Annotated in this window: 23 protein-coding genes; 17 read left to right on the top strand and 6 right to left on the bottom strand. The window is 62.2% G+C overall.

What is annotated here, in order from left to right; translation table 11 throughout:
• Positions 1-27 precede the first annotated feature (27 nt).
• Positions 28-1458 carry an MFS transporter gene (locus P3G66_RS15140; protein WP_276116787.1) on the bottom strand — a complete coding sequence of 477 codons (1431 nt, stop codon included), beginning with the start codon at positions 1456-1458 and terminating at the stop codon, positions 28-30.
• A gap of 63 nt (positions 1459-1521) precedes the next feature.
• On the opposite strand from P3G66_RS15140, the gene soxR reads away from it, so the two are divergent.
• Positions 1522-1962 carry a redox-sensitive transcriptional activator SoxR gene (soxR, locus tag P3G66_RS15135; RefSeq protein ID WP_003943238.1) on the top strand — a complete coding sequence of 147 codons (441 nt, stop codon included), beginning with the start codon at positions 1522-1524 and terminating at the stop codon, positions 1960-1962.
• A 12-nt stretch (positions 1963-1974) separates the two neighbouring features.
• On the opposite strand, the gene P3G66_RS15130 is transcribed toward soxR, so the two are convergent.
• The 3 genes from P3G66_RS15130 to P3G66_RS15120 all read right to left on the bottom strand — a co-directional run bounded on the left by P3G66_RS15130 (position 1975) and on the right by P3G66_RS15120 (position 4164).
• Complete coding sequence (locus tag P3G66_RS15130; protein ID WP_276116786.1) at positions 1975-2781, bottom strand: ATP-binding cassette domain-containing protein; 807 nt, start codon at positions 2779-2781, stop codon at positions 1975-1977.
• 15 nt (positions 2782-2796) lie between these two features.
• Complete coding sequence (locus P3G66_RS15125; protein WP_019745713.1) at positions 2797-3501, bottom strand: FadR/GntR family transcriptional regulator; 705 nt, start codon at positions 3499-3501, stop codon at positions 2797-2799.
• A 102-nt stretch (positions 3502-3603) separates the two neighbouring features.
• A complete protein-coding gene (locus tag P3G66_RS15120) occupies positions 3604-4164 on the bottom strand; it encodes a QsdR family transcriptional regulator (RefSeq protein WP_003943195.1) in 561 nt (186 codons plus the stop codon).
• A gap of 157 nt (positions 4165-4321) precedes the next feature.
• Between P3G66_RS15120 and P3G66_RS15115 the strand changes: the two genes are divergently transcribed.
• The 6 genes from P3G66_RS15115 to P3G66_RS15090 all read left to right on the top strand — a co-directional run bounded on the left by P3G66_RS15115 (position 4322) and on the right by P3G66_RS15090 (position 10351).
• A complete protein-coding gene (locus P3G66_RS15115) occupies positions 4322-5293 on the top strand; it encodes a phosphotriesterase (protein ID WP_030536044.1) in 972 nt (323 codons plus the stop codon).
• Positions 5294-5296: 3 nt separating this feature from the next.
• Positions 5297-6952: an AMP-binding protein gene (locus P3G66_RS15110; protein WP_276116785.1), complete on the top strand. Its 1656-nt coding sequence runs from the start codon at positions 5297-5299 to the stop codon at positions 6950-6952.
• Between the two features lie 250 nt (positions 6953-7202).
• Positions 7203-8594 carry an MFS transporter gene (locus P3G66_RS15105; RefSeq protein WP_003943131.1) on the top strand — a complete coding sequence of 464 codons (1392 nt, stop codon included), beginning with the start codon at positions 7203-7205 and terminating at the stop codon, positions 8592-8594.
• A gap of 68 nt (positions 8595-8662) precedes the next feature.
• The gene (locus P3G66_RS15100; protein WP_003943027.1) at positions 8663-9337 is read left to right on the top strand and encodes a TetR/AcrR family transcriptional regulator; all 675 of its coding nucleotides are present in this window, start codon (positions 8663-8665) and stop codon (positions 9335-9337) included.
• Between the two features lie 38 nt (positions 9338-9375).
• Positions 9376-10008: an HAD family phosphatase gene (locus P3G66_RS15095; RefSeq protein ID WP_042446307.1), complete on the top strand. Its 633-nt coding sequence runs from the start codon at positions 9376-9378 to the stop codon at positions 10006-10008.
• Between the two features lie 55 nt (positions 10009-10063).
• Positions 10064-10351, top strand: a complete 288-nt coding sequence (locus tag P3G66_RS15090) for a putative quinol monooxygenase (protein WP_007730819.1) — start codon at positions 10064-10066, stop codon at positions 10349-10351.
• A 52-nt stretch (positions 10352-10403) separates the two neighbouring features.
• Here the strand turns inward: P3G66_RS15090 and P3G66_RS15085 are convergent, their stop codons facing one another.
• On the bottom strand, positions 10404-11906 hold the full coding sequence (locus P3G66_RS15085; RefSeq protein WP_064113685.1) for an AMP-binding protein: 1503 nt from the start codon (positions 11904-11906) through the stop codon (positions 10404-10406).
• Between the two features lie 137 nt (positions 11907-12043).
• Between P3G66_RS15085 and P3G66_RS15080 the strand changes: the two genes are divergently transcribed.
• On the top strand, positions 12044-12724 hold the full coding sequence (locus P3G66_RS15080; protein ID WP_054187502.1) for a TetR/AcrR family transcriptional regulator: 681 nt from the start codon (positions 12044-12046) through the stop codon (positions 12722-12724).
• Positions 12725-12798: 74 nt separating this feature from the next.
• Here the strand turns inward: P3G66_RS15080 and P3G66_RS15075 are convergent, their stop codons facing one another.
• Positions 12799-13275 carry a MaoC family dehydratase gene (locus P3G66_RS15075; protein ID WP_003942878.1) on the bottom strand — a complete coding sequence of 159 codons (477 nt, stop codon included), beginning with the start codon at positions 13273-13275 and terminating at the stop codon, positions 12799-12801.
• A gap of 157 nt (positions 13276-13432) precedes the next feature.
• Between P3G66_RS15075 and P3G66_RS15070 the strand changes: the two genes are divergently transcribed.
• Genes P3G66_RS15070 through P3G66_RS15030 form a run of 9 tightly spaced genes read left to right on the top strand, consistent with a single transcriptional unit; the run spans position 13433 to position 22213 of the window.
• Positions 13433-14254: an SDR family oxidoreductase gene (locus tag P3G66_RS15070; RefSeq protein WP_003942864.1), complete on the top strand. Its 822-nt coding sequence runs from the start codon at positions 13433-13435 to the stop codon at positions 14252-14254.
• Positions 14251-15054, top strand: coding sequence for an enoyl-CoA hydratase-related protein (locus tag P3G66_RS15065; protein WP_050656976.1), 804 nt, complete (start codon positions 14251-14253; stop codon positions 15052-15054). The genes P3G66_RS15070 and P3G66_RS15065 overlap by 4 nt, the downstream gene beginning before the upstream one ends.
• Positions 15041-16261 carry an acyl-CoA dehydrogenase family protein gene (locus tag P3G66_RS15060; RefSeq protein ID WP_019745701.1) on the top strand — a complete coding sequence of 407 codons (1221 nt, stop codon included), beginning with the start codon at positions 15041-15043 and terminating at the stop codon, positions 16259-16261. The genes P3G66_RS15065 and P3G66_RS15060 overlap by 14 nt, the downstream gene beginning before the upstream one ends.
• A gap of 1 nt (position 16262) precedes the next feature.
• Entirely contained in the window at positions 16263-17045 is a 783-nt protein-coding gene (locus P3G66_RS15055; protein WP_007730827.1) for an SDR family oxidoreductase, read from the top strand.
• Positions 17038-18072 carry a phosphotransferase family protein gene (locus tag P3G66_RS15050; protein WP_192712776.1) on the top strand — a complete coding sequence of 345 codons (1035 nt, stop codon included), beginning with the start codon at positions 17038-17040 and terminating at the stop codon, positions 18070-18072. Before P3G66_RS15055 ends, P3G66_RS15050 begins: the two co-directional genes overlap by 8 nt.
• Before the next feature lie 45 nt (positions 18073-18117).
• Positions 18118-18876, top strand: coding sequence for a 3-oxoacyl-ACP reductase FabG (gene fabG / locus P3G66_RS15045; RefSeq protein WP_007730831.1), 759 nt, complete (start codon positions 18118-18120; stop codon positions 18874-18876).
• A gap of 34 nt (positions 18877-18910) precedes the next feature.
• Complete coding sequence (locus P3G66_RS15040) at positions 18911-20104, top strand: acyl-CoA dehydrogenase family protein (RefSeq protein WP_003943047.1); 1194 nt, start codon at positions 18911-18913, stop codon at positions 20102-20104.
• On the top strand, positions 20101-21198 hold the full coding sequence (locus P3G66_RS15035) for an acyl-CoA dehydrogenase family protein (RefSeq protein ID WP_073513374.1): 1098 nt from the start codon (positions 20101-20103) through the stop codon (positions 21196-21198). The genes P3G66_RS15040 and P3G66_RS15035 overlap by 4 nt, the downstream gene beginning before the upstream one ends.
• Positions 21199-21229: 31 nt before the next feature.
• The gene (locus tag P3G66_RS15030; protein ID WP_003943088.1) at positions 21230-22213 is read left to right on the top strand and encodes an NADPH:quinone oxidoreductase family protein; all 984 of its coding nucleotides are present in this window, start codon (positions 21230-21232) and stop codon (positions 22211-22213) included.
• Positions 22214-22217 lie beyond the last annotated feature (4 nt).

The following is a 22217-nucleotide window of genomic DNA, read 5'->3' as shown; positions in this document are numbered from 1 at the left end:
AACTCCTCCGTGTGGGTTTCTCACAGTTTAGCGAGCGTCGTGAACGATTTCGGGGCTGCCGATTTTGTCGGGCGTTCGCGGAAGTGCGCGAGCTGCCACGGCAATGCCGATGATCGAGACAGCGGCGAAGGTGAAGAGAAGCAATTGCGCAGAACGAAGCGTCGACGGTTCGCCGATGTTGACCAGCACTCCGGCCAGGGCTGCGCCGAATGCATTGGCGATCAACTGCACGGTGTTGATGGCAGCCGAGGCACGCGCACCTTCCCCGGGATCGGCGACCGAAGTCATCGCGCCGACTGCAAGATGAGGCCAGGCGATGCCGATTCCGACGCCGGCGAACAGCAGTCCGATCACCCACGCGACCATCGCACCGGCGCCGGCGTGCTCGGTGAGAAATGCTGCCATGATGCCCAACCCGATCGCGACGAGGATCGGACCGCTGACAACGATTCGTCGCACGATACGAGGGGCTGTTGCCGAGGCGCTCGGGATTTCGCCGAGAGTCCAGCCGAGAGCGAGTGCGGCCCCGAGGAATCCGGCCGCGAGAGGCGCCAGGCCGGCAAGTCGTTGCCCGAAGAGTGGAATGAACGTCTCGACGGTCGACGCGACAGCGAGGACGACGATGGTCAGGTACACCCATTTGAGGGACGACGCGTTGAACGTCGACGGCGGTAGTACGCCGTGGCGCGAGCGACGGTCTGCGGCGACAAAAGCGATCAGTAGCAGCACAGCGGCGAGAACCATTGCGGCGGTCACGGCGAGGTTGGACAGAATTCCGGCAACGCTGACCAGCAAAGCTGCCGCAGTCAGCAATGCCAGCGAGAGGACCGGCACCGGGTTACTGGTGGTGCTGCCCGGTTCATGTGCCGGTAGCGCGCTGGGGACGAGAGCGGCGATTGCGATCGTCGCGATGACCAGGACGCCGAAAGCCCATCGCCAGGCTCCGAACTGAGCAAAGACACCGCCGATTGCAGGGCCGGCGAAGGTGCCGACTCCCCACATCGCCGAAACCAGCGCGGCCCCGCGAGTCCACAGATGTCTGGGGAGCGCGGCATTGATGACGGCGTAACCGAGACCGGCCAGCAGGCCACCGCCCGAACCCTGGATCGTGCGGCCGACCAACAGCAATTCCATCGTCGGGCTGACCGCACAGACAACGGTGCCGAGCGCGAAGATCGCGAGGCCGATCAGGTAGGCCCCGCGCGGTCCCCTGGCGGCGAGGACGTTGGTGACCAACATCGAAGAGATGACGGAAGCAATGAGGAAGACCGTCGCGGTCCAGGCGTAGTACTGCTGACCGCCGATGTCGTCGATGGCAGTCGGAAGCAGGCTGGTCGTCAGGTAGACGTTGGTCGCGTAGAGCGCAACGCCGCCTGCGAGGACGGTAGCGGTGCCGAGGTATCGACCGCTCAGGAGTTGCCGCCAGGTTCCGGCGGGAGCATCGGTGGGGGAGTGCATGTTGTCGAAGGTAGAATCTCGAGTGCGCTTCAGGTCAATGTCGCGCAGCCATTGGGAGGCAGAATGATCCGTAAGAGTGACGAACTTCTCTCGATCGGCGAGGTATCGGAGCGCACTGGCGTCGCCGTGTCGGCTGTGCGCTACTACGAAACACTCGGTCTGGTTCCTGCGGAGCGGACGGCAGGAAATATGAGGAAGTTCCCGCGGCATTCGATCCGGCGGGTGTCGCTGATCCAGTTGGCAGTCAGATTCGGGATACCCCTGGCCGAAGTTGCCGAAGTATTCGGATCGTTGCCGCAGGGGCGAACTCCGACGAAGAAGGACTGGCGCAAGATTTCCACGGAGTGGAATCAGCGCCTCGAGGATCGCAAGCAGGCCATCAACCGGATGCAGGACGAACTGACGGGCTGTATCGGCTGCGGGTGTCTGTCACTGAAAACATGCAACCTGCTCAACCCTGGAGACGAACTGGGCCGGGAGGGACCCGGCGCCAGACGTCTCTGAAACTACTGTCGGTCACACTCTTTCGCGTGGCCGCGACTGAGCATTCCACCGACCACCACGACGCTCGATCTCGATGGGATGCGCGAAGCACTCGCTGATGTTCTGGGTGGTGATCACATCCTCGGCGAGGCCGCTGGCGGTCACGACGCCGTCCTTGATCAGAAGAGCATGTGTGGTGGTGCTCGGAATCTCCTCGATGTGGTGCGTCACGAGGATGCTGGCAAGTGACGGGTTCTGATTGCGGAGGTCGTCCAGTGCCGTCAAGAGTTGTTCGCGTGCAGCAAGATCGAGCCCGGTCGCCGGTTCGTCGAGCAGAAGCAGGCGCGGTTCGACCATGAGTGCGCGGGCGATCAGGGCTCGTCCCCGTTCGCCTTGGGACAAGTTGGGCCACAGTGCGTCCGAACGCGGACTCATTCCGAGTAGATCGATCAGTGCGTCGGCGTGAGCCTCTTGCTCCGGCGTCGGTGACCAGCGCGGCATCACCTCGGTGGTGTTGGTGAGGCCGGTGATCACGACGTTGCGGACGGTGATCGGAATTCCGATCGTGTGACGAGGGTTCACGTGCCCGATGTCCATCCGCAGTTCCCTCATGTCGACGCGGCCCAACTTGTGGCCGAGGACGTAAACGGAACCGCGAGTCGGGTGGGCGGTTGCTCCGAGCAGGCTCAGAAGCGTGCTCTTGCCCGCGCCGTTCGCGCCGAGGAGGACCCAGTGTTGTCCGGGTTCGATCGAAATGTTGATGTCTTTCAACAAGTATCGGCCGTCGCGGACGAGATCCACGTGTTCGGTCGACAGAACTGTGCCGGTGGGGTGTTGCACGAGAACTAACCTCTCTTAGGCGTCGAGCACACGCAGTCGTCGTAGGACGGTGTCGATGTTTGCTCGAGTTGCCGCTACCGCGGCTTCTGGGTCGGCGTCTTGAAGGGCCTCGACCAACTGATCATGGGCATGTGAGGTATCGGGGACGCCGGCCTCGTGGGCCATCATCTCGACGAGGGATTCACGAAGGAGTGGACGCACCGACGTGAAAAGCGAGAGCAGAACTGCGTTTCCTGACAGTCGAACGACTTCGGTGTGGAAGTCGAGGTCGACGTCGACGAACTTCTCGACATCACCCTCGAAATGACTGTGTCGCATGGTCAGTCGCCGCCGCAGGCCGTCGAGGTCCTCGGGTTGTACCCGCTCCGCGGCCAGTCTGGCGGCCTCGATCTCGAGTGCGCGACGGACTTCGAAGACCTCGAGGATCCTCGAGCGTCGAAGAAGTTTGGTGAATTCGTCGACGTGCTCGAGTTCGGACGCGGCAGCCACGAAGGTTCCGACGCCGTGTCGGACTTCGAGTAGTCCGTCGCGAGCGAGGAGGCGGATTGCCTCGCGAATCGAGGAACGCCCGACGCCGAGTTCGACGGCGAGGGCCGCCTCGCTCGGTATGCGCTCGGACGGCGCCCACGTTCCTTGCCTGATTCGCCCGCGAAGCAACTGTTCGAGTTGCGGTACCAGCGGACCACTGCGAAGTGTGAATCCTGTGTGGTCGTCGGACACGGCTCGCCTCTCGGGTGGGTACCGAAAGAGTAACAACTCATCAGACGTCTGAGGACTCGGGTGGCCGGTGTGTCGCCGTAGTGTTCACGCGGTCGAAGCGAGTCAGTTGCGGGTGACGCCGAGGAGCAGTGCGATCAGGTCGAGGGCCGTCTCGATCTCGGCCTTTTCTCGGCCGAGCAGGGGGGCGTAGAGGTGTACGTCGCAGATGCGAACGAGGGCTTCGCCCAGCACTTGCGGCGAGAGCGTGATCGTCAGTTGGCCGGCGTCGACCTGGGACTGCAAGATTTCGGCGGTAATGGAGGCGGAGATCGATTCGATGGAGCCGGGCATCATCGCGAGTTTGATGAACACCATCGGTTCGCGTTTGGTCAGCGCGCGCAGTTCTGTCGACGATTCCACCGATCGCATAACGCGGCCGAAGACGTCGAGAATGTACTCCGGACCTTGCCCCGACGCCTGTGACATCGCCTTTCGGTATGTCCGTTCGGTGGCCTCGGCCAGCACTGTTCCGAGCAGTTCGTCGCGGTTGCCGACCCAGCGGTACAGCGTCGCGCGGCCTACGCCGAGACGTTCGGCGAGCAGTGACATGTCGAGTGGTTCCTCCGCGAGGTACATGCTCGCGGCGGTGTCGATCGCGCGTCGGCGTTCGAGGTCGGTAGGCATCGGGACATTCTCTCCGGTTGTCCGGTACTGCACAATTTCGGCCGTTGAAAAATGGTGAGCCTCGGGGGATCGAGCCTATTGACGAACCTGGCCGCGTGAGACACACTAGCTCATTGTCTCATGTTAGTGATGGCGATCACAGTCAGGGGTTCGATCGATGAGTTCAGTACAAACCGTTCGTGGGCCGGTGGACACAGCCGATCTGGGAAAGGTGTTGATGCACGAGCATGTCTTCGTTCTGGGTGAGGAGTTGCGCCAGAACTACCCCGACTACCCCGAACCCTGGGACGAGGAAGTACGGGTAGCGGACGCGGTGGCAAAGCTGACCGAGGTGAAGTCCCGCGGAATCAGCACGATCGTCGATCCCACGGTGATCGGCCTCGGCCGGTACATTCCGCGAATCGTCCGGATCAACGAGCAGGTCGATCTCAACATCATCGTTGCTACCGGCATCTACACCTACAACGACATTCCCTTCCAATTCCATTACACCGGACCGGGATTGCTGTTCGACGGCCCCGAGCCGATGGTCGAACTGTTCGTCAAGGACATCAGGGAAGGAATCGCCGGAACCGGTGTCCGAGCCTCCTTCCTGAAGTGCGCCATCGAGGAGCCGGGCCTTACCCCCGGCGTCGAGCGGGTCATGCGCGCGGTCGGACAGTCGCAGGTGGAAACGGGAGTGCCGATCACCGTGCACACCAATCCGCACACTGAATCCGGGCTGGTCGCGCAGAAGGTTCTGGCCGAAGAGGGTGCGGATCTGACCAAGGTGGTCATCGGTCACTCCGGCGACACCACCGATCTCGACTACCTGTGTGCGCTGGCCGATGCCGGTTCGCTACTGGGGATGGACCGTTTCGGTCTCGAACCGTTCCTGTCGTTCGAGGATCGTGTCAACACGGTGGTGGAGATGGCCCGTCGCGGTTACGCGGAGAAGATGGTTCTGGCACATGACGCGTCGTGTTTCATCGACTACTTCCCCAGTGCTGCAAGAGAAGCGGCACTTCCGAACTGGAACTACACCCACATCAGTGATGATGTCATTCCGGCGCTGCTCGAACGTGGTGTCACCGAAGACCAGGTCAAGGCGATGCTGGTGGACAACCCACGTCGGTACTTCGAGAGCTGAGATATGACCAACGTGTACGAGAGCAAGCCCTGGCTCGCCAATTACGACGCCGACACTCCGCCGAACGTAGACATCGAGCACGTCGACGCCCTCACGATGTTCCGTGCGTCGCTGGAGCGCGATCGCACCGCCCCGATCATCAGGTACTTCGACAGGACCGTCAGCTTTGCCGAGCTCGACGAGATGTCGGATGCGCTTGCCGTAGCCCTCGCCGTGGACGGAATCGGGTTCGGCGACAGAGTTTCCTTTGTCCTGCAGAATGTTCCGCAGTTCGTCATCGCGACAGTCGCGGTCTGGAAACTCGGCGCTGTCGTCGTTCCGGTCAATCCGATGTACCGGGACCGTGAGCTGTCCACCGTACTCGCGGACAGCGGAGCGGTAGCAGTCATCTGTCTCGAGTCCTCGGCCGAGACCGTGGCGACTGCGTCCGAGGGCACCGCAGTGAGACGGGTGATCACCACGTCGGAACTGGATTTTCAGTCGCGCGACGATGAACGGATCTTCGGTTCGGCGTCCAGGATTCGGCACGATGGATTTCCGGATCTACTGGAATTGATCGAGGCTCATCGAGGGCAGAAGCCCGAGAAGGTCGATCTGTCCCCGGAAGACCTTGCCTACCTTCCTTATACGTCGGGGACGACCGGCCCGCCGAAGGGGTCGATGAACACGCACTCAAATGTCGTGTTCGCAGCGCAGATCTATCGGGACTGGCTGGGGTTGCGCCCCGGCGGCGCGATGTTCGCGGTGGCGCCACTGTTCCATATCACCGGGTTGATCGGGCACGTCGCGGCTCCACTCCTGGCCGGCGCGCCCACGATTCTGACCTGCCGATTCCATCCCATCGTTGCAGCGGAGTCGATTTCGGAGCATCGGGCTACCGCGATCATCGGAGCGATCACCGTATTCATCGCGTGGACGGACAGCGCGGCAGTCTCGAAGGAATCGCTGAGCAGTCTCGAATCGGTGTATTCGGGTGGAGCGCCGATCCCGCACGCGGCGTTGGAAGCGTTCCGGTCGAAGTTCGGTCACTACATTCACAACGGCTACGGGCTGACCGAGACGAACAGCCCGGCAATCGTGGTGCCGAATTCGCGTGAAGCGCCGGTAGATCCGGCGTCGGGGGCCGTTGCTGTCGGCGTACCGGTATCGAATACGTACGCCGAGGTGGTGGACGAGAACGACAAGCCGGTACAGGTCGGGGAGTACGGCGAGATCGTGGTCTCCGGTCCCCAGGTTGCACTCGGATACTGGAACAAGCCGGACGAGACCGCACATGCCATGCCGGACGGGCGTTTTCACACCGGCGACATCGGATTCATGGACGGCGACGGTTGGTTCTACATCGTCGACCGGATGAAGGATCAGATCAATGCGTCGGGCTTCAAAGTGTGGCCACGCGAAGTGGAAGATGTTCTCTACGAACACCCCGCCGTACGAGAAGCTGCCGTCGTCGGTGTCATGGATCCGTATCGGGGCGAAACCGTGAAGGCCTTCGTGTCTTTCAAGGACGGTTTCGAGGCGACCACCGAGGATCTGGTCGAGTTTTGCAAGGAAAGGCTTGCAGCATACAAGTATCCACGCATCGTCGAGGTCATGAACGACCTGCCGAAAACAGTGAGCGGCAAGATTCTTCGTCGTGAACTGCGGGTACCGAACTAGATCTACCTGACAAACGAATTGCCGGCCGCCGACAAGGTGAGCCGGCCATTCGTCGTGGTGGCTGACGAGCATCGGTAGGGGATTTAGTCCCCTATGCGGCAATGCATTTCAGTGATTGACATCACTCTTTTTGTATCGCAGACTGATCGCAACGCCACAGAGTTGAAGTTGGTGTCAGTTTCTACTTCTGGCCCGGTTCCGCTTCTCAACTCCCGGCGCGACGAGCGTCCGACCCATCGAGGAGTAACCCATGACGAGATCGGCAGTGGATTCGAGCACGCAGGCAGGGGGCCTGTCCGATCAGGAACGGAAGAAGAAGAAGGCGCACCGCAAACTTCTAGGCGCGGGACTGCTCGGCAGTTCCATCGAGTGGTACGACTTCTTCCTGTACGGAACGGCTGCGGCACTGGTCTTTCCGCATGTGTTCTTCCCCGATTCATCCGCACTGATGGGTACACTGCTCTCGTTCAGTACGTTCTGGGCCGGCTTCGTTGCCCGCCCCATCGGCGGTTTGGTCGCCGGACACTTCGGCGACAAGTACGGACGTAAGCCCGCCGTCGTCACCTGCCTGTTGCTGATGGCTGTCGCGACGTTCCTGATCGGCGCGATTCCGAGTGCTTCGGCAATCGGCGTAGTCGCTCCGATTCTCCTCGTGACACTGCGATTCATCCAAGGTCTCGCCTGCGGTGGCCAGTGGGGCGGAATCGTCCTTCTCCTCACCGAATCAGCGAGTCCCAAGAAGCGCGGATTCTCAGGCACTTTCGGTCAGATGGGTGTTTCGTTCGGTGTAGTGCTGGGCAACTTGGTCTTCCTCGTCGCGACCGCGACCATTTCCAACGAAGCATTCCTGAGCTGGGGTTGGCGGGTTCCGTTCTTCGCCAGCGCGCTGCTCTTCCCCGTGGTTCTGTACATCCAGACGAAGGTCGAGGACACGCCGGAATTCCTCGAGTTGCAGGAAGACGCCAAGAAGAACCAAAAGGACGTGGTCGTTCAGGCTCCACTGGCGCAGGCGCTCAAGGATCACTGGCGCAAGATCCTGCTTGGCTGCGGACTTCTGGCCGCCACCAATGCACTGTTCTACATCAGCATCGCCGGCGTGCTCAGCTACGGCACAACCGAACTGGGGTTGAAGCGGAACTCACTGCTCATCATCTCGCTCCTGAGTGCGTTGCTGACAGTCGGTGTGGTGCTGTGGTCCGGGAAGATGTCCGACAAGATCGGTCGTCGTCCGATGATCCTGATCGGCGCCGCGGCGATCGTGGTCTGGGCATTCCCGTACTTCTGGTTGATCAACACCAAGTCCCTGCCGCTGTTCTTCATCGCGGTGACAGTCGGCAGCGTGTTCCAGTCGATGACCTACGGGCCGATCGCTGCGTACATGGGTGAGCTGTTCGCGCCCAACGTGCGTTACTCGGCAGCATCGTTGGCGTACCAGCTGGCGGCGATCACGGTCAGCGGTGGTACTCCGTTCATCATGACGGCACTCATCGCGAAGACCGGGACCACTACATGGGTTGCCGTGTTCGTAGCCCTCATGGGTCTGGTGACCTTCTTCAGTGCCTGGGTGCTGAAAGAGACCAACCCGAAGGAAGTTCGGGACGATCCGAACGCAATTCCGGGCGCGCACCTGTACGCCAAGTAACTCTTTCGGTTTCGAGTAGACGCCCGCTATCGGTCACCGGTAGCGGGCGTCTGACGTATAACTGGAGCATGGCTGCAGCACGCACAGGCTCCGAAGATGCTTCGTCGACAGTGTCACGGGAACTCCCCTCCACTCAGCGTGGTTTGCGTACGCGTCGAGCGTTGATCGATGCGGCCCGCACCGTTTTCGAACGGTCCGGCTATCTGGACTCGAGGCTGATCGACATCACTGTGGAGGCGCAGTGCTCGGCCGGTACCTTCTACACCTACTTCGCGAGCAAGGAAGAGATCTTCGCGGCAGTGATGGAGTTGGCGCGCGAAGACATGATGCATCCGGGTATGCCGCACACTCCGAAAGGCGCGGATCCTGCTGAGGTCATCGCGGCGAGTAACCGCGCGTACCTCGAGGCATACCGACGGAACGCGAAGCTGATGGGACTGCTCGAGCAGGTAGCAAGCATCGATCCGGAGTTCCGGGTTCTCCGCCTCGAGCGTGCTGACGCGTTTGTTCGACGCAACGCGCGCAGTATCGAGAAGCTGCAGAAGGCCGGACTGGCGGACGCGAATCTGGATCCGCTACTGACGTCTCGGGCACTCTCCGGGATGATCAGTCGACTTGCGTTCGGGTACTTCGTATCCCGCGGCGGCGAGGACGGCGCCGCCGGAGTGACCTTCGATGGTCTGCTCGATACGGTCAACCGGTTGTGGATCAACACTTTGCAATTCTCGCTACGCCAAAATTGATGTTGACGCCGGGTTCATGTTTGGTGTCTGATGGAGCAATGACACCCACGCGTACGGCAGTGCTCGTCGATTTCGGTGGAGTTCTCACCTCCAGTGTGCTGCGGGCCTTCGAAGATTTCGGGGCCTCACTTGGGGGCGACCCACGACTTCCGTTGACCCTGCTCTCCCGCGACGACGTCTCGAAGAAACTGCTCTCCGATCACGAATCCGGAAAGATCGACCAGGAGGCCTTCGAAGCAGGATTCGGGGAACGGCTACGAGCGCACGGCGCCGTCGTGGACAGCGAAGGATTGGTCGACCGTATGCAGGCCGGGCTTGTCCGAGACGAAGAGATGGTGCGACTGATTGCGGACGTCCGAGCGGCGGGTCACCCTGTTGCGCTCGTGTCCAATGCTTTCGGGCGTGATTGCTACGCGGGTTTTGTGCTCGAGGACCTCGCCGACGAAGTGGTGATCTCCTCGGAAGTAGGGATTCGTAAGCCCTCTCGTCAGATCTACACCATCGCGTGTGAGCGGCTGGGTGTAGCGCCCGAAGGCGCCGTGATGATCGACGACCTGCAACAGAACCTCGACGGCGCGGCACGATTGGGGATCGCCGGCATTCTCCACACCGATGCGGAAAGCACTCGCAGTCAGTTGGAATCGACGTTCGGACTACTGCCCATGCAGTGAAACTGTAGGTTCTCGGTAACACTCGAATACTGCTGGAACACTTTTGGAGGAATGAATGATTGCTGTCATCGCGGATATCACCGTCAAAGACGGAAGCGGCGAACAGTTCGAAGCCGTAGTCGCCGAACTTGCCGAGAAGGTGCGCACGGAAGAGCCCGGAACGGTTCTGTATCAACTGATCCGCTCGAAGACGGATACGAATTCGTACAAGTTCATGGAGCTGTATCAAGACAGTGCTGCGATCAAGGCCCATGGATCGTCCGAGCATTTCCAGGCCGCGGGAAAGGCGATGGCGCCCTTCCTCGCAGGCGCCCCGCAGATCGAGTACTTCGACGCACTCTGAGCGCATGGACAGGTGAACCCCGGCGAAATCTCGCCGGGGTTCACCTGTGTTTTCAGTTCTGCTTCTGGGCGAGGAGTTCGGTGCGGTCGATCGATCGCTTGAGGATCTTTCCCGTCGAACCCTTCGGGAGCGCGTCGATGAACTGGACCACCCGCGGAATCTTGTAGGCGGACAGACGTTCCCGAGCCCACGAGGTGACGTCATCTGCTTCGAGGTCGGAGCCTGGGCGCACGGCCACCACCGCCGCAACCTCCTCGCCGTAGTAGTCGTCGGGTATACCGATCACCGCGGCCTCGATGATGTCGGGGTGCTGGTAGAGCACCTCTTCGACCTCGCCTGGATAGACGTTGTATCCACCGCGGATGATGAGGTCCTTGACGCGGTCGACGATGCGAAGGTCACCGTCGGCGTCGGTCTCGCCGAGGTCTCCGGTGCGGAACCATCCGTCGTCGGACAGGACGGCGGCCGTGTCGGCCGGGCGCCTCCAGTAGCCCTTCATGACCGTCGGTCCTTTGATGAATACCTCGCCCACTGTGCCTGCCTGGCAGACATTTCCGTCGTGATCACGGACCTCGACCTCGGTGCGCGGTACGGCGCGGCCGGTGTATCCGATCTTTGCGACGCGGTCGATGCTGTTGAAAGTTCCGAATGCGCTCGTCTCGGTCAGGCCGTAGCCCTCGAGGATTGTGCAGTTGAACCGTGCTTCGAAGGCGCGAGCGACTTCACCGGGAAGTGATGCGCCACCGGAGATTGCGATCCGCAGTTGTTCGAAGTCGGAGCTGTCCACGTCGGCTGCGGCGTGCAGCATGGCATTCCACATGGTGGGGACGCCCGCCATGATGGTGAGCTTGTCCCGACGCACCAGATCGAGCATGGCGGCCGGGTCGAACCGGGCGAGCAGGGACAGCGATCCGCCGCCGGTGAAGGTTGCCATCATGACCGAACCCTGGCCGAAGATGTGAAAGAGCGGCAGCCCGGTACCGGTGCGGTCCGAGGGATTTCCGCGGCTGCTCTCGGCGCCGATCTCACCGGCAGACAACAGATTCCCGACTGTCAGCTGAGCGCCCTTCGGACGTCCGGTGGTACCGGAGGTGTAGAGAATCGCCGTGGTGTCCGCTGCGTCGCGGTCGACCACCGTTGCCGGTGGATGGTCGGCCTTCGCCGATTCTTCGGTGAGCGTCCACACCGGGACGCCGCGCGCACTCCCTGCATCCTGAACTGCGGGACCGAGCTGGTGCCAGGCGATCGCCAGCGAAATCTCGGCGTCGTCCAGTACGTACTCGACTTCGGGTTGCGCCGACATCGTGTTGATGGGCACCACGACACAACCTGCAGCCTGAATCCCCATGTACGCCACGATGAATTCAGGCACCGACGGCGCCGCGAGCAGAACCCGGTCGCCGATGCTCAACCCTTCGTCGCGAATGCGGCCGGCAAACGCCAGAGACGCGTCGTGAAGCTGTCGGTATGTCCAATGACTATCCGTGCCGCGAATTGCAATATTTTCCGGAGTGGCTTCCGCGTGACGGGTCACCGGGTCGAGAACGCTAACCATGGTTCTGCCTTTCGGGAGGAATCGACCAATTGTGTGTCCTGGGTCTCACCAGAGCGTACACTTGAATCCGGCGTCAACATCGAGTCTGCTGGGATTGTCCCGAAAATGATGTTGATCGGAAGGATGAGGAGCGCACCGTGCTCGACGACGAATCGCGAATTGCCGCCTTACCGGTGGCTCCGCCCGCGCTGCTCCGGGATCGACCGACCACCGAGCGGGGGACACGCACGCGTGCGGCATTGGTTGCTGCTGCCCGTAAGGTTTTCGAGCGCAGTGGCTATCTCGATGCACGTTTGATCGACATCGCAAAAGAAGCCGGTTGCGCGACGGGATCGTTCTACACGTACTTCGCGAACAAGGAAGAGGTGTTCGCCGCCGTCCTCGAGGTCGCGCGAGACGACATGATGCACCCGGGCATGGGACGCGTTGCGAGCGCGGACGATCCGTACGCCGTGCTCGAGGCAAGTAATCGAGCGTATCTGGCCGCGTATCAACGCAATGCGAAGTTGATGGGGCTCATGGAGCAGGTTGCTCACATCGACCCGGAGTTCCGGAAGTTCCGCAGCGAGCGTGCCAATGCGTTCATACGCCGTAATGCCCGCGGGATCGCAGATCTGCAGTCCCGCGGCATCGCGGACACGGCGCTGGATCCGATGACGGCGTCGATTGCTCTGTCCGGCATGGTGAGTCGACTCGCCTACAGTCTGTTCACCCTTCGTGAGGGTGAGGTGGACGGGCGTTCACCGGAGTTCGATCAGATTGTCGCCACTGTGACCGATCTGTGGGCGAACGCTCTGAAGTTCCCCGACCGTCTCTGACGAGGTGGGCCGCCCCGGCTGCATCGATGTTCGAGCGGCCGGGCGTCCCAGTCTCGGTTCAGCTCTTTTTCGGTTCAGCTCTTTTCGACGACGCGAGCGACGGATTCGGCGACCACGACGGGCTTGTCGGAACCCTCGCGCTCGACCACCTGGCTCATCTTCACTTGGATTCCGCCGGGCAACTGCTCCGCGGACACGACGGTTGCGCGCATGCGGACCCGGGATCCCACGGGAACGGGAGCGGGGAAGCGAACCTTGTCGTAGCCGTAATTGAGGCTGTGGGCGAAGCCGTCGAAGTGGATGAGTTGGTAGGAGAACTGGGGTCCCAGTGAGAGGCTGAAGAGTCCGTGCGCGATCGTGCTGCCGAGCGGGCTCGATGCGGCTCGTTCCGGGTCGACATGAATCCACTGATGATCGTTTGTGGCTTCGGCGAACGCGTTGATGCGCTCCTGGGTGATGTCGTACCACTCCGTCGGGCCAAGTTCCTGGCCGATGAGCTTCTCGAGCTCGGCGAAGGTGGACGGGCGGACGGGCAATTGGTTTTCAGTCATCGTTATCCCTTTACTCGCAGTTCAGGAGGACGGAACGGGCCGTTCGGGTGACCGTCGCGATTCGACGGTTGAAACTGACGCCGGATTCAACTATACATGAGGGGAGACGTGGATCACTGTCAGCGCGTAGGTATGACGCAAGCGAGAGGAATCGCTCATGAAGGTTGCCCAGAAGGTAGCAATTGTCACCGGTGGCGGCGGGGGAATCGGCGGTGCACTGGCCGAGCGACTGGCTGCCGAGGGTGCTCGCGTCGTAGTGGCTGACCTGGACGGGGCAGCAGCTTCGGCAGTAGCAGAGGCGATCAACGCGGAGCGTCCCGGAGCGGCCGTGTCTGCCGGTGGCGACGTCTCCGACGAGACGGTCATTGCGGGCCTGATCGCGCAGGCGGAAAAGGAATTCGGCCCGGTCGACCTCTACTTCGCCAATGCCGGCGTTACCGGTGGCATGGGCCTCGACATCAGTGAAGACGTCTGGGACACGACGATCGACGTCAACGTTCGCGCCCACATTCGCGCTGCCAGGCTCCTCGTCCCCGGCTGGACGGAGCGCGGGGAGGGCTACTTCATCAGCACGGCCTCTGCGGCCGGCTTGCTCAGTCAGGTCGGGTCCGCCGCGTACTCGGTGACCAAACATGCCGCGGTCGCGTTTGCCGAGTGGCTCTCGATCACCTACGGAGATCAGGGTGTTCGCGTCAGTTGCTTGTGCCCGATGGGCGTCAACACCAAGCTTCTCTACGAAGGTGAGAACTCCGGCGATCCGGTCGGCAAGGCCGCAACCGGAGCCGTGCTTGCGGCAGGCAATGTTCTCGAGCCTGCCGAATGCGCCGAAATCGTTCTTGCGGCAGTGGATGCCGAAGAATTTCTCATCCTTCCGCACAAGAACGTGCTGGACATGTACCGGCAGAAGGGCGCCGACTACGACCGTTGGCTGCGCGGGATGCGCCGGTACCAGGCGTCGCTCCTCGCGGGAACACGATGACCGAGGAACTCGTCCTCTCCGAGCAGAGAGGAGCGGTGCTGGTTCTGACATTCAATCGGCCCCGCGTTCTCAACGCGTGGACCAACGAGCTCGAAGATCAGTACTACGACTTTCTGGCCGTGGCAGACGAAGATCCCAGTGTCCGAGCAATTGTTGTCACCGGCTCCGGCCGAGGATTCTGCTCGGGGGCTGACCTCGGCAATTTGAAGAACGTCGGCGAAGTCTCCGAAAGTGATCTTGTCCGGCCGCGAGACCGTCATTTCCCGACCACCATCCGCAAGCCGCTGATCGCCGCCGTCAACGGCGTCGCTGCCGGGCTCGGAATGGTCGAGGCTCTGTACTGCGACGTTCGTTTCGGTTCGAGCGCAACACGATTCACTACCGCGTTCGCGCGTCGAGGCCTGATTGCGGAGTACGGCATCTCCTGGATGTTGCCCCGCTTGGTCGGGCACAGTCGAGCAGTCGATCTTCTGCTTTCCAGCCGGATGGTGGACGCCGACGAGGCGTACCGCATCGGTCTGATCGACCACCTGGTCACCGGCGGTGACGTTCTGGATGCGGCGATTGCTTACGCCGAGGACATCGCGGCGAACTGCTCGCCGACGTCCCTCTCCGTCATCAAATCTCAGATGAGTGCCGACGCGCACTCGACCTTCACTGATTCCGCCAGGCATGCGGAATCGCTGATGCTGAACGCATTTCACGGCCCGGATGTCGTCGAGGGTGTCAACAGCCATCTCGAACATCGAGCCCCCAATTTTCCTTCCCTCTCTGTCAGGAGTTCACATGTCAGTGTTTGAGTTCTCGGATCGCACCAAGAAGTACCAGGCCGAACTGCTCGATTTCATGGACAAGCACGTTTACCCGGCCGAAGCGGTCTACGAAGAGCAGATGCGTGAGTCCGGTAACCCGCACTTTCAGCCGCCGATCATCGACGACTTGAAGAAGGAAGCCAAGGCCCGCGGGCTGTGGAACCTCTTCCATCCCCATCCCGAATGGGGCCCCGGCCTGACCAACCTGGAATACGCACCGCTCGCGGAGATCATGGGCCGCAGCCACCTGGCCTCAGAGGCCACCAACTGCGCCGCTCCGGACACGGGAAACATGGAGGTGCTCACGCTCTTCGGCACCGACGAGCACAAGGAGAAGTACCTCAAGCCGCTTCTCGAAGGCGAAATTCGTTCCGCTTTCGCGATGACCGAGCCCGAGGTTGCCAGCTCCGACGCCACCAACATCCAGCTCCGTATGGACCGTGACGGCGACGAGTACGTGCTGAACGGCCGTAAGTGGTTCGCTTCCAACGCCTTGCACCAGAACTGCAAGGTTCTGATCGTCATGGGTAAGACCGACTTCAATGCCGCCACCCACCGTCAGCAGTCGATGATGGTCGTGCCGATCGATGCTCCCGGCGTCACGATCCTGCGCAACCTGCCGGTTTTCGGCTACCAGGACCGCGAAGGACACGGCGAGATCACTTTCGAGGACGTGCGCGTCCCGGCCAAGGACATTCTCGCCGGTGAGGGTGAAGGATTCGCGATCAGCCAGGCCCGCCTCGGCCCCGGCCGCATCCACCACTGCATGCGTGCAATCGGAATGGCCGAGCGCGCACTGGAACTGATGTGCAAGCGCGCATCCACCCGCATCACCTTCGGGAAGCCCGTCAGTGACAACGCGAATATCCAGGACTGGATCGCCGAGGCTCGTATCGACATCGAGATGGTTCGACTGCTCACGCTCAAGGCCGCACACATGATGGACACGGTGGGCAACAAGGAAGCGCGCACCGAGATCGCAGCCATCAAGGTTGCGGCACCGAACATCGCGCTCAAGATCATCGACCGCGCCATCCAGGTTCACGGCGGTGGCGGCGTCACCGACGACTTCCCGCTCGCGATGGCTTACGCCCACATGCGCACCCTTCGCCTGGCCGACGGCCCGGACGAGGTGCACAAGCGCGCCATCGCCAAGCAGGAACTGCGCAAGTACCGCGAAGTCAAGGCGAACTGACATGGCAGGACTGGATCTCACCGGTAAGACGGCAATCGTCACAGGCGCATCGCGGGGCATCGGCCTCGCGACCGCGCAGGCGATTGCGGCGGCGGGCGGAAACGTCGTACTGACTTCGCGCTCACAGGAATCCGCAGATGCGGCTGCCGCGCAGGTGAACGGCAACGCGATCGGCGTCGGCGCTCACGCGACGGACGAGGATGCTGCACGCAAGTGCGTCGAGCAGACGATCGAGCGTTTCGGCAGTCTCGACATCTTGGTGAACAACGCGGGCACCAACCCGTCGTTCGGGCCGATCATCAACCAGGATCACTCGCGCTTCGCCAAGACTTTCGACGTCAACGTGTGGGCTCCAGTCCTGTGGACCGGCCTCGCAGCGCGGGCCTGGATGGGCGAGCACGGTGGTTCCGTGGTCAACACCGCTTCGATCGGCGGCATGGCGTTCGAGGCGGGAATCGGTACGTACAACGCGTCGAAGGCTGCTCTGATCCACATCACCAAGCAGTTGGCGCTCGAGTTGTCACCGAAGATTCGTGTCAATGCCGTTGCGCCGGGAGTGGTGAGAACCAAACTCGCCGAAGCTCTGTGGAAAGAACACGAAGAAGCGGTGTCCGCGTCGACTGCTCTCGGACGCATCGGTGAACCCGAGGACGTGGCCGCTGCCATTGCCTTCCTGGTTTCGGATGCAGCCCAGTGGATCACCGGTGAGATCATGACCATCGACGGTGGCCAGTTGTTGGGTGACGCACTCCCGTTCCGGCAGGGAGCGTCCGTCGGTGGCTAGCGTCGGAGTAGTGGGACTCGATACCGAAGCGGTCACCGGGTGGATCGCAGGCCTGGGGATCGACTTTTCCGGGCCGTTGTCCTTCGATCGAATCGGCTTGGGGCAGTCGAATCTCACGTACCTGGTTCGCGATCAGGACGGCAATCGCTGGGTGCTACGACGCCCACCGCTGGGGCATCTGCTGGCCTCGGCTCACGACGTGGCGCGTGAGGCTCGAATCCTGAGCGCTCTCGAATCCACCGACGTGCCTTCGCCGAGAGTATTCGGGTTGACCGAGGATCCTGCCGTCACCGAAGTTCCGCTGCTCCTCATGGAATTCGTGGACGGCGAAGTGGTGGACCGAATGCCTCTTGCGGAGGCGTTGTCGGATGATCGTCGCCGGGCAATCGGAATCTCGCTCGCTCAGACGCTGGCGAAGATACACGCCGTCGACCTCGAGCAGGCCGGTCTCGACGACCTGGCGAGCCACAAGCCCTACGCTGCACGGCAGTTGAAGCGTTGGGGAGGTCAATGGGAACAGTCGAAGACGCGGGAATGCCCTGATCTCGACGATCTCACCCGACGCCTGATTGCAGCCCAGCCGGATCACACTGAAACCACGTTGGTGCACGGCGACTTTCACCTACGCAATGTGATCACCTCAGCGAGCAACGGCGAAGTTGTCGCGGCCCTCGACTGGGAACTGTGCACACTCGGTGATCCGTTGGCGGACGTCGGAAGCTTGTTGGCGTACTGGCCGGCGGCTGGTGAGAATACCGGCGGCGATTTCCCGGCGTCGGCACTCCCGGGATTCCCCTCGCGAGAGGAGATCTCCCGGATCTATCTCGAGGCCACCGGACGGGATCCTGCTGCGCTGAAGTTCTGGCACACGTTGGGACTGTGGAAGATTGCCGTGATCGCCGAGGGCGTGATGCGTCGCGCCCGCGACGAACCGCAGAATGCCGCCGAGAGCGGAACTCCCACCGTGGAACGTATTGACGCCTTGGTCGCCAAAGCCAGGGAAATTGCAGATCAGGCCGGGATCTGACGAGATCGTCCGGTGTCCGTCGAATCACGAAAGTATGGAGGGCCAGTGAGCCAGGAACGTAGAACCGCAATTGTCACGGGTGCCGCACGCGGAATCGGTGCGGCAGTAGCGAAGCGACTGTCGGAAGACGGTTTTGCCGTCGCCGTGCTCGACCTCGACGAAGCGGCGTGTGCCGGAACCGTCGACGCGATCAAGGCCGCCGGCGGCCAGGCGCTGGCCGTCGGCGCTGACGTCTCCGACGAGGATTCGGTTGCTGCAGCAGTGGATCGTGTGGCCGCAGAACTGGGTGCACCCACCGTACTGATCAACAATGCCGGCATCACTCGCGACAACCTTCTGTTCAAGATGAGCGTTGCCGAGTGGGATTCGGTGATGAACGTCCACCTGCGCGGAGCGTTCCTCATGTCGCGTGCGGTGCAGAAGTACATGGTGGAAGCGAAGTTCGGCCGCATCGTGAACCTCTCGAGCACGTCGGCTCTCGGCAACCGCGGACAGGTCAACTACTCCGCAGCCAAGGCCGGCATGCAGGGATTCACCAAGACATTGGCCTTCGAGCTGGGCAAGTTCGGCGTCACCGCCAACGCCATTGCACCCGGATTCATCGAAACCGAGATGACCGCCGCAACGGCAGAGCGCATGGGCGTCGGCTTCGACGACTTCAAGACCGCTGCCGCTTCGCAGATCCCGGTCAACCGTGTCGGTCAGCCCGAGGACATCGCGCACACCGCGTCGTTCTTCGTCAGCGAAGGCGCGGGCTTCGTTTCCGGTCAGGTCGTCTACGTCGCCGGTGGACCGAAGGACTGACCGTCCGCTCACCGCTCGAACCGAAGGAATGGGCATGGCTTTCGACGAAGAGGCAGTATCGCGTGATCTCACCGAAAAGGTGAACACGCTTCTCGCGGAGAACGATCCGAACAGCGTGTCGGTATCGGATTTCCTCGGCGCACGATTCGACGCCGGACTGGCGTGGGTTCATTTCCCCGAAGGTCATGGGGGACTCGGTGTACCGCAGAGCTTTCAGCGTCAGGTGAACGCTCAGCTGGAGGCCGCCGGTGCACCGGGCCCGGCCACCGGCAAGAACGGGATCGGACTGGGCATGGCGGCACCGACCATCGCTGCCTTCGGCACCGAGGAGCAGAAGCAGAAGTTCCTGCGCCCGTTGTGGACTGCGGAGACGGTCTACTGCCAGCTGTTCAGTGAACCGGGCGCAGGTTCGGACCTCGCGGCCGTCGCTACCCGCGCCGTCCGCGACGGCGACGACTGGATAGTCAACGGGCAGAAGGTATGGACGTCGGGCGCGCAGAATGCGCAGCTGGCGATTCTCGTGGCCAGGACCGATCCGTCACGTTCCAAGCATGCGGGTCTGAGCTACTTCATCTGCGACATGACCGATCCGGGCGTCGATGTCCGGCCGCTGCGTCAGATCACCGGCGAGGCCGAATTCAACGAGGTATTCCTCACGGACGTCAGGATTCCGGACGCCAATCGCCTCGGAGCCGAAGGCCAGGGGTGGAAGGTTGCGACCACCACCCTGAACAACGAGCGTGTTGCCATCGGTTCGGGCGCACCGCGTGAGGGCGGCATGATCGGAAAGGTCGCTCAGGCCTGGCGTGACGAGCCCGAGCTGCGTAACCCGGCGATGCACGACGAGTTGATGCGACTCTGGACCGAATCCGAAGTTGCGCGTCTGACCGGGGAGCGACTGCGCCAGCAGCTCGCCGCCGGCCAGCCCGGCCCCGAAGGCTCGGGAATGAAGCTCGCGTTTGCCGGTTTGGCCCAGCAGATTTCTGGATTCGACCTCGAACTGCACGGCGAAGCCGGTCTGCGCTACGACGACTGGACACTGCGTCGACCGGATTCCGTCGACTTCACCGGGCGTGAACCCGGATACCGGTACCTGCGAGCCAAGGGCAATTCGATCGAGGGCGGAACGTCGGAGATCCTGCGCAACGTCATCGCAGAACGTGTACTCGGGTTGCCGCCCGAGCATCGCGTCGACAAGGACATCGCCTGGAAGGACCTACCCCGATGAGCGCCGATCTGCTGTACTCCGAGACCGAACAAGATCTGCGAGCCAGCGTCAGACGACTGCTGAGCGAGCGGGCCGGCGCCGACACCGTGGTCACGGCGTACGACGACGTGTCCGCCGACTTCACCGGGCTGTGGAAGTCGCTGGCGTCGGAACTCGGTTTGGCGGGACTGCTGGTACCCGAGGAACTGGGCGGGGCAGGTGCGTCGACGCGTGAGGCGGCGGTCGTGATGGAGGAGATCGGACGTGCGGTCGCTCCCGTTCCGTTCTTCACCAGCGCGGTGCTGGCGACGACGGCGTTGCTGAAGGCCGGCGAGACCGAGGTGCTCGGTCAATTGGCAGCGGGGGATTCGACGGCTGCTCTGATCGTCCCGTTGTCCACTGCACCAGGAACTTTCACACCCACTGTCAAGGCAACGGCGAGTGGACTTGTCGGCAGCGTCACGACGGTTGCCGGCGTCGCCGAGTCCGATGTTCTTGTTGTTCCGGTTGCCGGTGAGAGCGGTCTGGAGCTGCACACCGTTCGGATCGCCGACGCCACCGTCACGCCGGTTCTGTCCCTGGACATGACGCGCCGATTGGCGGACGTCGAGTTCTCGGGGTCGTCGTCGGTCCGTGTCGACAGCGGCAACGCGGCGCAAGCGGTTGAGGAAGCGTTGCTCTGCGGAAGCGCACTGCTGGCGTCCGAACAGTTCGCTGTAGCTCAGTGGTGCCTCGAAACGACTCTCGCGTATGTGAAGGAGCGCAAGCAGTTCGGCCGGGCGATCGGTTCGTACCAGGCGATCAAGCACCGCCTCGCCGATCTCTGGCTCGAAGTCAGCTCTTCGGGAGCGGCAGCACGATATGCGGCGGACACCTATGCACGCGGCGACGTCGATGCGGCGATCGCAGCGACGGTGGCCCAGGCATTCTGCAGCGGCGTCGCGGTTCATGCTGCGGAGGAGTGCGTCCAACTTCATGGTGGTATCGGAATGACGTGGGAGTATCCGGCGCACCTGTACCTCAAACGGGCGAAGAGCGATCAGCTGTCGCTGGGAACCGCGTATCAGCATCGGGCACGTCTCGCCGAGTTGGTCGACCTCCCGATCTCGTCCTGAAACTCACCCACTATCTGTCTGGAGAATTGCTGTGAAGGCTTGGCGCGTCAACGAACTCGGTCAACCCCGCGATGTGCTCGCGTTGGAGGAGACCGCGGATCCCACCCCGAATGCGACGGAGATGTTGGTCAAGGTGCTGGCGGCTCCGGCCAACTTCCCCGACGTCCTCATGTGCCGGGGTGAGTACCAGATCAAGCCGCCGCTGCCCTTCACACCCGGTGTCGAACTGTGTGGTGAAGTGGTCTCGGTCGGTGAATCGGTGACCAAATTCGCAGTGGGGGACCGGGTGATCGGTAATCCGAGTCTGCCGTCCGGCGGATTCGCCGAGTACTCGGTACTGGATCAGAACAACACGTTCCCGGCGCCGTCGGCTCTCGACGACGCGGAAGCATCCGCTCTGAGCATCGGCTATCAGACAGCGTGGTTCGCTCTGCATCGCCGCACCCAACTGCTCGAGGGTGAGACGTTGTTGGTCCACGCTGCTGCGGGTGGTGTCGGTAGTGCGGCAGTGCAACTCGGCAAGGCGGCAGGCGCCAAGGTGATCGGTGTCGTCGGCGGCCCGGACAAGGCCGAGTACGCGCGCAAGCTCGGCGCCGACCTCGTCGTAGACCGTCACAGTGAGGACTTCGTGGCAGCGGTCAAGGAGTTCACCGGCGGCAAGGGCGCCGACGTGGTCTTCGATCCGGTCGGCGGCGACGCATACGCGAAGTCCACCAAGTGCATCGCCTTCGAGGGACGGATCGTCATCATCGGCTTCGCCGGTGGCACGATCCCGCAGCCGGCACTCAATCACGCTCTCATCAAGAACTATTCGATCATCGGACTGCACTGGGGGCTGTACAAGGCCTACAACCAGCAGGCCATCGACGACTGCCACGTCGAGCTCACCAGGCTCGCCGATGCCGGCTTGGTCAAACCACTGATCAGTGAGCGGCTGTCGTTGACGGACGTTGCCGACGGTATCGGTCGCCTCGGCGACGGCACCACGGTCGGTCGCGTCGTGTTCCAGCCCTGATTCT

Origin of the sequence: Rhodococcus sp. C3V (assembly GCF_029269915.1) — a bacterium.
Taxonomy (GTDB): Bacteria; Actinomycetota; Actinomycetes; order Mycobacteriales; family Mycobacteriaceae; genus Rhodococcus_F; species Rhodococcus_F qingshengii.
This window is presented reverse-complemented; position numbering and strand designations above follow the sequence as displayed.